16 protein-coding genes are annotated in these 12,091 nt (G+C 44.3%); 9 read left to right on the plus strand and 7 right to left on the minus strand.

The features are described 5' to 3' along the window. The first annotated feature begins 156 nt into the window (after positions 1-156). From WC407_RS06625 to clpX, 5 genes are all read left to right on the plus strand, one after another. Positions 157-600: a hypothetical protein gene (locus tag WC407_RS06625; protein WP_373021817.1), complete on the plus strand. Its 444-nt coding sequence runs from the start codon at positions 157-159 to the stop codon at positions 598-600. A gap of 64 nt (positions 601-664) precedes the next feature. After that, positions 665-1,171, plus strand: coding sequence for a hypothetical protein (locus WC407_RS06630; RefSeq protein ID WP_373021818.1), 507 nt, complete (start codon positions 665-667; stop codon positions 1,169-1,171). Between the two features lie 129 nt (positions 1,172-1,300). After that, on the plus strand, positions 1,301-2,131 hold the full coding sequence (locus WC407_RS06635) for an SIR2 family protein (protein WP_373021819.1): 831 nt from the start codon (positions 1,301-1,303) through the stop codon (positions 2,129-2,131). A 12-nt stretch (positions 2,132-2,143) separates the two neighbouring features. Further along, on the plus strand, positions 2,144-2,740 hold the full coding sequence (locus tag WC407_RS06640) for an ATP-dependent Clp protease proteolytic subunit (protein ID WP_373021820.1): 597 nt from the start codon (positions 2,144-2,146) through the stop codon (positions 2,738-2,740). Between the two features lies 1 nt (position 2,741). Further along, a complete protein-coding gene (gene clpX, locus WC407_RS06645; RefSeq protein WP_373021821.1) occupies positions 2,742-3,953 on the plus strand; it encodes an ATP-dependent Clp protease ATP-binding subunit ClpX in 1,212 nt (403 codons plus the stop codon). A gap of 53 nt (positions 3,954-4,006) precedes the next feature. Here the strand turns inward: clpX and WC407_RS06650 are convergent, their stop codons facing one another. Further along, on the minus strand, positions 4,007-4,354 hold the full coding sequence (locus tag WC407_RS06650; RefSeq protein WP_373021822.1) for a DUF86 domain-containing protein: 348 nt from the start codon (positions 4,352-4,354) through the stop codon (positions 4,007-4,009). After that, positions 4,347-4,640, minus strand: a complete 294-nt coding sequence (locus WC407_RS06655; RefSeq protein WP_373021823.1) for a nucleotidyltransferase family protein — start codon at positions 4,638-4,640, stop codon at positions 4,347-4,349. The genes WC407_RS06650 and WC407_RS06655 overlap by 8 nt, the downstream gene beginning before the upstream one ends. A 167-nt stretch (positions 4,641-4,807) precedes the next feature. Here WC407_RS06655 and WC407_RS06660 point away from each other — a divergent pair, with 167 nt between their 5' ends. The 3 genes from WC407_RS06660 (at position 4,808) to WC407_RS06670 (ending at position 7,339) form a co-directional block, all read left to right on the plus strand. Beyond that, positions 4,808-5,998: a NifS family cysteine desulfurase gene (locus tag WC407_RS06660; protein ID WP_373021824.1), complete on the plus strand. Its 1,191-nt coding sequence runs from the start codon at positions 4,808-4,810 to the stop codon at positions 5,996-5,998. Positions 5,999-6,056: 58 nt separating this feature from the next. Further along, positions 6,057-6,932 carry a diguanylate cyclase domain-containing protein gene (locus tag WC407_RS06665; RefSeq protein ID WP_373021825.1) on the plus strand — a complete coding sequence of 292 codons (876 nt, stop codon included), beginning with the start codon at positions 6,057-6,059 and terminating at the stop codon, positions 6,930-6,932. 62 nt (positions 6,933-6,994) lie between these two features. Continuing rightward, positions 6,995-7,339: a hypothetical protein gene (locus WC407_RS06670; RefSeq protein ID WP_373021826.1), complete on the plus strand. Its 345-nt coding sequence runs from the start codon at positions 6,995-6,997 to the stop codon at positions 7,337-7,339. Here WC407_RS06670 and WC407_RS06675 read toward each other — a convergent pair. Further along, positions 7,311-8,582, minus strand: a complete 1,272-nt coding sequence (locus WC407_RS06675; RefSeq protein ID WP_373021827.1) for a coproporphyrinogen III oxidase family protein — start codon at positions 8,580-8,582, stop codon at positions 7,311-7,313. The two genes, WC407_RS06670 and WC407_RS06675, sit on opposite strands and share 29 nt — an antisense overlap. A gap of 117 nt (positions 8,583-8,699) precedes the next feature. Here WC407_RS06675 and WC407_RS06680 point away from each other — a divergent pair, with 117 nt between their 5' ends. Next, positions 8,700-9,614, plus strand: a complete 915-nt coding sequence (locus WC407_RS06680; protein ID WP_373021828.1) for a class I SAM-dependent methyltransferase — start codon at positions 8,700-8,702, stop codon at positions 9,612-9,614. 22 nt (positions 9,615-9,636) lie between these two features. Here WC407_RS06680 and WC407_RS06685 read toward each other — a convergent pair whose 3' ends face one another. The 4 genes from WC407_RS06685 to WC407_RS06700 all read right to left on the minus strand — a co-directional run bounded on the left by WC407_RS06685 (position 9,637) and on the right by WC407_RS06700 (position 12,030). Continuing rightward, on the minus strand, positions 9,637-10,119 hold the full coding sequence (locus tag WC407_RS06685; protein WP_373021829.1) for a PAS domain-containing protein: 483 nt from the start codon (positions 10,117-10,119) through the stop codon (positions 9,637-9,639). A gap of 145 nt (positions 10,120-10,264) precedes the next feature. Then, positions 10,265-11,335 carry an alkene reductase gene (locus tag WC407_RS06690; protein WP_373021830.1) on the minus strand — a complete coding sequence of 357 codons (1,071 nt, stop codon included), beginning with the start codon at positions 11,333-11,335 and terminating at the stop codon, positions 10,265-10,267. Between the two features lie 103 nt (positions 11,336-11,438). Further along, positions 11,439-11,666, minus strand: coding sequence for a DUF2798 domain-containing protein (locus WC407_RS06695; RefSeq protein WP_373021831.1), 228 nt, complete (start codon positions 11,664-11,666; stop codon positions 11,439-11,441). A gap of 10 nt (positions 11,667-11,676) precedes the next feature. Next, on the minus strand, positions 11,677-12,030 hold the full coding sequence (locus WC407_RS06700) for a winged helix-turn-helix transcriptional regulator (protein WP_373021832.1): 354 nt from the start codon (positions 12,028-12,030) through the stop codon (positions 11,677-11,679). Between the last annotated feature and the right edge of the window lie 61 nt (positions 12,031-12,091).

A 12,091-nucleotide genomic window follows, 5' to 3' on the forward strand; every position in this document is an offset into this window, starting at 1 on the left:
CTCCCGACGTCTATATTGATTTTTTTAATTCTCTATAAGTTTAACTAAATTTTAGTAATTAATGCATTTTTGCATATATTGTTCACAGTTTATACTTTATCATAAAAATATTACAGAATACAAATTGCATTGTCAAACCAATACAAGGAGTACATCATGATGGTTGCCATACCCATGGATGCAATGATGCGTGTCTATCACCAAAACCCGTGCAGTGCAACCCTGTTTGCCCTCTATCGACTTACAGGGGATCGTACCGATGTGCGTTATGCCCATGTGGAAACGAAACTCAACCCGTGGGAAAGATCCGGAGGGGAGATGGTGCGTGATCTAAACGTAAAAAGCTGCAGCTGTGACACTGAAAAAAGCAAAGATCCCCATCACATCAGCGAACACTACGCCCTCCTTGAAGTGATCGGAAAATGCAATTACCTCCTCGTCAATAAATACTGTCTAAATACCCTCTATGCCATGCGCAATGTCGGTATCAAAATCCACAAACTCCCCCCCTTTATCAAAACGGCGCATGAAGCGATGGCACACTTTATCATCGGTTCGGAAATCACCGACAATCTGCGCTGTATCCATCCTGCCTCGTAATCTTTCCCTCTTACAAGAACACTAAATGCAATTTTGATGACAATAGCCTACCAAGGAGTCTGTTGTGCAGATCATCTATAACTCTTCCACCCTCACCCTCGAAGATATGCCGCTCGATGTCGGATACGCCTCGGAAAGAGTAACCCTAAAAAACAATGCAGGAGAGACCTTTATCATCGGGGGGCAAAATGGGGCAACCCAACTCCTCATCAGCGTCCCCTTTATCGATGATCCCCTCATCACTCAGTTGCGCAAGATAGACACCCTCCTCTCCCTCAACGCGCTCGGAGGAATCACCCAAGCCCTCATCGTCGCAAACGATAAACATGAATTGCCTGCACTGGAAGAGTGGCTGGTCGGATATGACTATGACGAAGCATTCGGAGACTACTACGGCATCCGCCTATCCAACAAAGAACTCGCCAAATCGCTCTTTATTATCTCTAAAGATGGAGCGGTGTTTTACCATGAGATTTTAAACGATCTAAACGCACCGTTTAGTTTTGATAAAGCACTTGTCAAGATTTCTGCTGCGCAAAGTTGTTATACGGGAAAAGGGTGTCACGGGTAAGTAGAGATGACATTTTTGTCTCTTTTCTCCCCCCTATCTCCACAATCCTACAAATAAGACTAAATTACTCCTATTTAATACAAGAACGCAAAATGCAATCCTCTATCTAAAGTTCCAAAAGGGATCACGATGGACACACGAATAGAGACGATCAAAAAAGAGTTGCGCAACCAAACGACCATCCCTTATTTCGGATTGGGCGTGTTTGAGGGAATAATGACCAAAGAGGGTGAAGCGGTGCCGCATGACAGTGATTCACTCATCTTGGCGATGAACGGCGGTCGGGCAATGGCTCCGAGACTGATGTTTGAATATTCACGCGCCGCGATGCATTTGGAACAACGACGCGGTGTCGAGTACATGACACAGCTGATCAACCATATCTATACCAAACCGTTCGAGCCGACACCGCTTCACAAAGCGATCGTCGATATGTCACCGCGCTATATCATCGATACCAACCGTGATACCAAATTACAAGAGCTATTAGCCTACACCCCCCACGTACTTATTATCGGTAAATCGCGCATCATGGGTCATTTAAACCGCTATGAAGTGTACGAGTACGATGTCGAAAACCAAAAATATTTTCTCGTAGAGGATGAAGTGCTCGACAATGCCGAAAAAATCCTCTTTAAACCAATGGGCTCACCGTTCCCCAATCCGAGCTTCGTTATCAGCGATGCCGATTATGTCGATTGGCTCACCGAAGCGATGAGCGGATTTGCCGTTCCAAAAATACTCAAAACCTACCGTAAAGCGAAAAAATATCTCTTTTTAGGAACCTCATTCGACCACGATACGGATCGTATGGTTGCCAATGAATTGAGTTTGGATTTGGAAGGCGGTTACGTCATTACTGACAAAGAGCTGGGTAAAAAAGAGAAAAAGTTCATTGAAAAACATAACCTCGAAGTGATCCCTATGTCACTTCCCGAATTCATCAAAGCATTTGTCTAAAAGGAGAATTTCATGCCGTTTATCCCAACCGTCAAAGATGTTTCACCGCGTGGAGAGCGTTATTTTGATCTCTTCTCCAAACTCCTCGGAGACCGTGTTATCGTTATCACCGAAGCGATCGATGACCAGATGATGGGAGTTATCGTCTCTCAGTTGCTCTACCTCGAAGCGATGGACCCTGAAGAGCCGATCCACATGTATATCAGCTCTCCCGGCGGCTCAGTCATGTCGGGGCTGGCGATACTCGATACGATGAATCTGATCAACGCCCCAGTCTATACCTATGCGATGGGACTTGTCGCATCGATGGCGGCAGTGTTGTTTACCTGCGGCGAAAAAGGGCACCGTTACATGCTCCCCAACGCCGAAGTGATGATCCATCAACCCCTCGGAGGGTATTCGGGTCAGGCGAGCGACATCGAGATCCACACCAAACATATCCTGAACCTCAAACGACGGCTGTATGTGATCCTCTCCGAGGCTACGGGCAACAGTGCCAAAGTGATCGAAAAAGAGTCCGACCGTGACAATTACATGGAGGCCAAAGAAGCGATAGCGTTCGGCCTCGCTGATGAGATTCTCACTAAATTCACCGCTAAGGATGTCTGAGATGAGTACCGAAAAAACCTGTTCATTTTGCGGTCGTAAACAAAGCGAAGTGAAAAAAATGTTCTCCTCGGAGACGACCCATATCTGTAACGAGTGTGTCACCACCTGCTCTAGTATTTTGCAAAAAGAGGTACGTTTTGAGCAGCGCTCCGCCATGCAGCAACAGCTCCCTACCCCTGAGAAGATCGTAGAGTTTTTGGATAAATACATCATCGGTCAGTATGATGCGAAAAAAGTGCTCGCCGTCGCCCTCTACAACCACTACAAACGGATCGAAAATCCGGTCTATAACAACGTCGAGTTGGAAAAAAGCAACATCATGCTCGTAGGGCCAACGGGGAGCGGTAAAACTTTGCTCGCCAAATCGCTCTCCAAGATCATGCAGGTCCCCTTCGCCGTCGCCGATGCGACCGCATTGACCGAAGCGGGTTACGTCGGTGAAGATGTCGAGAGCATCCTCAGCCGCCTCCTCGCCGCCGCTAATTACGACATCGACCTCGCACAGCGGGGGATCATCTATATCGACGAAGTGGACAAAATCGCCCGTAAGGGTGAAAGCTCGACGATGGGGCGCGATGTCTCAGGTGAGGGAGTACAGCAAGGGTTGCTCAAAATCCTAGAGGGTGCCGAAGTCTACGTTCCCGTCAAAGGGAGCCGTAAAAACTCCACCACCGAGACGGTGCTCTTTAACACCTCTCACGTCCTCTTCGTCTGCGGAGGAGCATTCGTCGGTCTCGTCCCCGACACCCACACGAAAAAAACCAACAAAGTGGGATTCAGCAAAAGTGCCTCTGCCGATGCGAAAGTGAAAAAAATCGATGCCAAAGCGCTCGTCCATTACGGGATGATCCCCGAGTTTATCGGGCGTATCCCCGTCGTCGCACAGCTGGGTGAACTCACAAAAGATCAAATGATCCAAATCCTCCAAGAACCGGACAACGCCCTCATCAAACAGTTCCAAGCATTGTTCGATATGGACGGTATCGAGCTGAATTTTGAGCACAAAGCGCTCGAAGCGGTGGCGCAAAAAGCGATTGATCGCGGTGTCGGAGCGCGGGGATTACGTGGGATTATCGAAGAGGCGATGCTGCCATTGCAGTTTAGCTGTCCGTCAAAGAAAAACTTACAGAGTCTCACCGTCACCGAAGCGGTGATCGACGATCCGACCAATGAAGCGATCTATGTTTATAAAGAAGAACATGCGGAAGGCTAACTGGCACACTCTCCCGAGTGGGAGTGTATAGCTATACTTCAATTCTCATCAAATCAATTAAAATCTGACTGATCCAAAAGTTCAATTTTTGCTTTTAAAATCGGAAGTTCCTGCGTCGTCAAATCCCATACAATTCGGGGATCAACTCCGAAATATTCGTGTACGATAAAATTGCGGAAATCTTTTACCAATCGCCATTCATAATCGGGAAAACGTTTTTCTAACAAATCGATGATCGCGTTGATCGCTTCGCCGATAACGATATATTCACGCAGTGTCGCACTATACGTTTTTCGATCATTCAAAAATCCCTCAAAATTGAGTCCGCTCACATAACTTTCTATCGCTTCCATCGATTCGAGCATATCACTCACGTAAAGATAATAATCACGTTTAGACATAAATGATTTCTTTACTCACAAACTCTTTGGCAATGGGTTTTAGGGTACTTTCGATTCCGAGGTCAATTTTGGGGTAAAGATTGGTTTCCAAGTAATGTTTCAACCCGAAAAAGCTTCTAAATTTGTTGGGTGCATCGATCTCGACGGCAATATCCACATCGCTCTCTTCAGTTGCTTCGCCTCGTGCATAACTGCCAAATAACCCGATTTGTGTGACTCCGAAACGCTCACGTAATGTCTCTTTATGATCCAACAGAAAAGTGAGAATTTTCATTTGTGTGATCATAGTGCACTCCTCTATCCAAGATTTAGAAATTATAGCCCGATTTCGTATCACATATTATAGCAATATAGTTTTAAACCTATTTTTTATGACAATCTGTCATTTCTATCCCCTTCTCGAACAAATCTTGCATTCTCTCCTCATAATAACCTACATTATGAGGACTATCTATGAAACGCGTCTATTTAGATAACAATGCCACCACAAAACTCGATCCTATCGTAAAAGTAAAAATGCAGCCATTTTTTGAAGAGCTTTACGGCAACCCGAACTCCCTCCACCAGTACGGGATCGAAGTACGCCCTTATCTAAACGAAGCGATGGGATACATGTACGACACTCTTAATGCCCCCGATGCGGACGACATCCTCATTACCTCATGTGCGACAGAGAGCAACAATACCGTCCTTAAAGGGGTCTTTTTCAAACACATTCTCCGCGACCCATCCAAAAACCATATCATCGCCTCTGCTGTCGAGCACCCTTCTGTCCTTGAAACCCTCCACTTTCTCGAAGATAACGGTGCGGAGATCACGTTTGTCGATGTCGATGCTTACGGTTATGTGAGTGCCGAACGTGTCGCCGCGGCGATCACCGACAAAACGATCCTCATCTCTATGATGTGGGCGAACAACGAAACGGGGATGATCTTCCCTGTCGAAGAAGTCGCGCAAATCGCGAAAGAGCGGGGGATTTTGTTCCACACCGATGCGGTTCAAGCGATCGGAAAAGTCAAAGTCGATCTCACCGCTACACCGATCGATTATCTAACATTCTCCGCCCACAAATTCCACGGCCCAAAAGGGATCGGCGGATTGTACGTCCGCAAAGGCTCTGAACTTCCGAATCTCCTCCACGGCGGGGAACAAATGGGGGGCAAGCGTGCCGGAACCCTCAACGTCGCTTACATCATCGGAATGGGCTTGGCGATGAAACAATCGGTCGGCCACCTGGAAAAAATGAACAGCGATGTACGAGCGTTACGTGACCGTCTCGAAGATGCACTTTCCCTCATCCCCGACACGATTATCGTCGGAGACCGTGCACGCCGCACCCCAAATACTATCCTTATCTCACTTCGCGGTATCGAGGGGGAATCGATGCTGTGGGATCTCAACCGTGCCGGTATCGCCGCTTCTACTGGAAGTGCCTGTGCCTCCGAATCGCTCGAAGCGAATCCTGTTATGACCGCTATCGGCGAAGATCCCGAACTCGCCCACACGGCGATTCGCCTCAGCCTCAGCCGTTTTACCACCGCTGATGAGATTGATTACACGATAGACGTCTTCACCAAAGCGGCGGAACGTCTACGCTCTATTTCCTCAACGTATGCCTACACGAACGAAAAAATGGCTGGATAAGGCCATTTTTCCTTTTCAATATGTTATCATTATGCGATACACCTACTAAAGGGTTTGAATGAGTCTATCAAGTGATGTTTTGTTTATAACTGAAGACAATGTATGCAGCAAGCTTTTTCAAGCGGCTATTGATACCCAAAAGAATTTAATTATCCTTCTTCACAATAATATCCCTATTCTTTTTAACAAAGCATTTCAAGATTTCACTAACCTTCCAACGGTTAGAGAATTTCTCCGTGAGTTTGGTTCACTCCCCAACCGTTTTGTCCCCCATGACGCCTATTTTCATGCCGGAAAAGCCGAAAATCCCGATGAATGGATAACTGCACTTGCAGCTCTTCCCGAACAAGACAGAATTGTTAGTATGATCAATTTTCGTGCGGATCCTTTTGCCTTTTCCGTCTCTCTGGATAGGGTTGAGGAGTACACTATTGTCTCATTTACCGATATCTCACAAGACCTTATCAAACGGATTATGATCGAAAACGATGTCAGTATCGACAAAGAGAGCGGTGCATACAACAAAGATTATTTTATTCATACCGCAAAAAGCTTTCACGATGCGGCAGAATTCAATGAAAAAGAAATCGGTATCACCCTAATCGAAATGATGTCCTCCGATGCCGATGCAGATAAATACCTGCATGATTTTTCATCCAGCATCAAATGCAATATCCGACAAAGCGATATGCTTGTCCGCTGGGGAAAAAAGATTTTTCTATTGGCCTATCTCATCGATACTCCCGATAATGCCATGAAATTCAGCCGGAAACTCCTTAGCGTGATGCGAGAAGAACCGTTTGAAGATCTAAACACCATCAGTATGCGGATAGGAACAACCGTCCAAAAAAATAAAGAAGATACTGCCAGTATTATCACACGCGCAGAAAATGCCCTCAAAGAATCTTTAAGTTCCGAAGTTACCCTTCTCTAACGTATTCTAGAACCGTATATGCATGTATTTTTGCAATAAATGCATATACGGAGAAGTTATCTATGCGTCCTTACCGTAATATCACTGACAGTGAACTCGAAACGCTCGGAGCAATGCGTGAATGGAACTCCCAAAAAGCGCTCACTCTCCCTATCCCATCAACTCTTTTATGGGTCCATTCATCACGAGAAAAATATCATCGCCTTGATCCCATGGACGCATGTTTGATTAAAACCATCACCATCCAACGGATACAAGGGGACGTTATCAAAACCAATTTCGGGAGCTATTCGCTCGATACAGGGAAAAATCTCTTTTACGCTTGCGGGTGCAAAAAATTCTGCGACTGCTACGGGCAGCTTTATCTACCGATTGCCCTTAATCAACACGCTCATGAGGTTGGATAATCCCGTCTTCTTTCCTCAGATTACGACGCATCGTCTCACGGACATAATCCATCCCATTGTAAAACTCCCGCATCATCACGGAAGAGAGGTACGATCCTGCGGCGCTTACTTTTCCGTTGCGATATCCGCCAAAAAGGGCTAGAAGGGTGTTTTCAAGCCACAAATGCTCTGTTGCAGCGGAAAAACCGAACAGCTCCACCATCATACGATATTGACGAATGGCACGAAATGGAAAGGTAATTGTATGGGTGATCGGCAAATCTCCTTTGAACAACATCTCAGTGTAAGTGGGTAATGAAAAGGTATTGGCATAGAGGGTATCGCCGATAAAACTGAATGCGCCGCTCCCGATACCGACGTATTCGCTCCTCTCGATCACATACTCATCGATAATCCCCTCTTTTTCAAGCGACCATGCCCATGAGGAGCGTTGGATATAAACACTCCGCATACGTTCCATGATGATACGGTAAAATTTAGCCTCTTTGGTATCGCTGAGCATTCCCCATCGCTTGTTCAAAGACTCTCGGATTCCCGGAGCGTACATCAGCGGATAAAAAGTTACTTGAGGCGGTCGAAGTTTGAGTATCGTATCGATCTCGCGGTGCAGATCCTCTTCGCTTTGGTTTGGGAAATTGTAAATCATATCAATATTGACGATAGAAAAATGGGAGATGGCCTGTTCTATTTTTTTATACTGCGCTTCACCGGAGCCGTATTTTTTGTATCGAGCGATCTGTTTGAGGGTATCATCGTTAAAACTCTGTATTCCGATGGAGAGGCGATCGATTTTACCAATCAAATGGGCATCTTCAAGATCATTCAAATGTTGAGGGTCACTCTCACACGACACTTCGCGGATAGCAAATAACGATTTTGCCAAATCGATCGTCTCGCCTAATTCATAAGGGAGAATCGTCGTCGTCCCCCCTCCAAAATAGATTGAATCAAACCGATACCCCAGTGCATGTACCATCCGCATCTCCTGATGCAGCAGTTCAAAATAGCGCTTCGCACTCGGTTCATCAAATCGAAATTTGTGAAAGGAACAATAAGGACACAGCGTCAGACAAAAAGGGATATGAATATACAACAAGCGCGAAGTTTGATCGGGTGCGCTAGGTAATGTTTTTTGAGTAGGTTTTAGATGAAGATACCTCTTTACCGCCCATCGCATTGTTGCCGAAGCTATCTGTTCAGCAATGCCCCAACGGATATCTGAGATATCATGGTAATCAATCATAGATGCTATACCCCTCTCATTGGTCATATTATAACATGGGCGAGGTGCTTAGTTGACTCAAAAAAACCTCAATCAAACTCCTGCTATACTTTCACCACTTTTATCAAAGATACCTCTATGACCTTAAACGATTTACAACAACTATTACTAACCAATGCGCACAACTGCACCGAGGAGTATACCCGTCTCTTTCACGGTCGGGGCAATACGTATGAGGAATACCGCTTTCTCACCGTAGACAGCGTCGATAAAGTTCTTTTTGCCGTATTGTTTGATGAGAACGAAGAAGAAGAATCGATTGTCTCGATGTTACATGATTTCTATACTGCCGAAGCCAAATGGAAGGTATTAATAGTTCAACAACGCTATCTTCCATCATCCCCCTCTACTATCCTTGCTGGAGAATTGCCACAGGAAACTTTTGCTATCGAAAACGGGCTCAAATACCATGTCAATTTCCTCAATGCACAGAACATCGGTTTTTTCCCAGACATGAAAATAGGACGTGACTTTATCCGAACGCAAGCAAAGGGCAAAAACGTCTTAAACCTCTTCTCCTATACCTGTTCTTTTTCGCTCAGCGCTATCGCAGGGGGTGCAGCCTCAGTTGTCAACGTCGATATGAACAAAAACGTCCTCACCGTCGGACGGGAAAATCACCGCCTCAACAGACTCGATACCAAAAAAGTGGAATTTATGCCCTACAATATCCTCAAATCGTGGAGTCGCATCCGCAAATCGGGACCGTATGATCTGATCATCATTGATCCTCCCAGCTTTCAGAAAGGATCATTTGCGGCGACGTCCGACTACGCCAAGATTATTAAAAGACTCAATGAGTTCGCAGCAAAGGAGTGCACCGTCTTATCGGCACTCAATGCTCCCGAATTGGAGAGTGGGTTTATCAAAAGACTTTTTAGCGAGAATGCTCCCGAATTTCATTATGTCGAGAGGCTGGAAAATCTTGAGACCTTCCCCTCTAATGATGCAGAACGAAGTCTTAAAAATTTAATTTTCAAGAAAGAAGCTTAACAAATTCAACCATATTTGCAATTTAGATAGATAAGATGAATTTATCATACCTACCTCCATTTTCAGCCAGCAGATCATTTAGCATTTTTTCAGATGCTTTTATACCATCATATTTTTCAGCGTTTAGTAGCTGTTTATAAAGCGGTTTTATAATATCAAGTGCTTTTTGTGATGGACTTCTTCGAACAGAATGGTATCCCACGATATTCCCTTGATTATCAAAAGAGGGTGTAACATTTGCAAAAACCCAATAATAATCACCATTTTTAGCTTTATTAATGACATACGCATAAATTTCTTTACCTTGGCGCACTGTATCCCATAGCAATTTGAAAACTATTTTTGGCATATCCGGATGACGGATGATATTGTGCGGTGCATTAAGTAACTCTTTTTCTGTATAACCTGCTAGTTTTAAAAAAAGAGCATTGCTGTATGTTATTTTTCCTTTTGTGTCTGTTTTGGAAACAATTATTTCATTGTTATCAAACGTTAGTTCTTTCAAAGTTTATCCCTTTAAATTAAACTTTCCGAGCCTTATAGAACACAATCTTAGCATTCATGTATCATCGGTTTATCATCAGAATTAACAAATTAATATCAAATTTAAGAGTTATCCATTTTAAACGTGGAATCGAAAGCTTGTTATCCTAGTGCAGTGTCGGATAATCCAAATACCCCTTTTTATCCTGCGTATAAAAGCTATGAGGATCAGGAGTATTGAGTTCGGTGTTGCTTTTAAAACGTTCGGGAAGATCAGGATTGGCCAAATAAAGAGCTCCAAATGCTACCGCATCGGCTAATCCGCTTTGTATTACCAAATTTCCTTTCTCAAAAGTGTACCCACCATTCACGATCAAAATACCCTTATACGACTTTCTAAGCGTACTCAGCTCAACAACATTCGCACCGTGTCGAATATCTCCGTCCAAAGCATCGATAATATGCAAATAAGCGAGATTGTATCCATTGAGTCTTTCGCATATGTAGGAAAAATGGTTTTGCGGATCGGAATCTTTCATATCATTAAACGTTCCGCTTGGAGATAGCCGGACACCCGTATTTTCTGATCCGATAGCAGCACAAATTCCTTCGATAATCTCAATAAGAAACCGTGCTCTATTTTCGATAGAACCTCCATATATATCGTCCCTCTGATTTGTCCCATCGCGCAAAAACTGATCGATCAAATAACCGTTAGCTCCATGTATTTCTACTCCGTCGAATCCAGCTTCCATCGCATTCTTTGCACCCATGACATACTCTTGTACAACACGTGAAATCTCTTCTATACTAAGAGGATGTGGCGTAACAAACTCTTGCATCCCCTCATAAGTATAAATACTCCCTGTGGGTTTGATAGCAGATGGGGCAACGGGTAGTTCGCCGTTATGAAATGCCGGATGAGAAATTCGCCCGACATGCCAAAGCTGTAAAAAAATTCTCCCCCCTTTATCATGCACTGCTTTGGTCACTTTTTTCCACTCTTGCACTTGCATAGCGGTATGAATTCCCGGGGTATAGGGATAACCGATACCTTTGGGTGAAATTTGAGTAGCTTCGGTGATGATTAAACCGGCAGAAGCTCTTTGCCCATAGTATTGAGCCATCATTTCATTGGCAGCATTACTTTCTACACTTCTGCACCGTGTCATCGGTGCCATAAATATCCTATTTTTCAAAAGGTAATTGCCGATTTTAATAGGAGAAAACAGATCCATATCATACTCCTCTAGCGAGATAATAGGATCATTGTTCCACAATCCGATTTATATAATAATGAATAATTTTTAGTAATATTAAAAAGAAATGAGATATCGAGATTTAAGGCTTTGCCGCAATCTTCATGGCCAACTTTCGAGCAAATGGAAACACGAGAAGAATGGTCGGAAATGCAATCGCATACGCCACCAGCCACGCATGAAGCCATATCGAAATAAACCCCTGCACAAATCCGAGATTAATAAAGGTAATCGCCCCCGACATAATAAAGCTCATAAACCCCGAAAGCAACGCCGCCTGTACCTGATGAAGATATTTAACTGAAACCATATTTTTTCCTTTATTTATTGCCGCAGGCAATCGTAATCTTGTTATCCTGCGCATACACCAATCCCCACTCGATCATCTGATCGAGTATTGGGCGGAGTGCTTCACCGTGCATCGTGAGACTGTACTCGACCTTTGGCGGTACCTGCTCATAAATTTCACGGTTAATCAGTCCATTCTCCTCCATCTCACGAAGCTGTTGTGTAAGCATCTTTTGGGTGATACGGGGCATAAGACGGAGCATCTCTCCGTTGCGCAATACTCTTTTATCGAGTAGATGCCACAAAATTAGCCCTTTCCACTTCCCGCCGATCAGTTCGATGGTGAGTTCAAACGGACAGTTAAAACGTACTTCATCCTTCTTCACATAGTTACCTTTTAGTATGTACATTACTTTTTAGTATGTTCTTGACAGTTAATACCGTATG

The sequence above is a fragment of the Sulfuricurvum sp. genome (assembly GCF_041651515.1).
Classification (GTDB): Bacteria; Campylobacterota; Campylobacteria; order Campylobacterales; family Sulfurimonadaceae; genus Sulfuricurvum.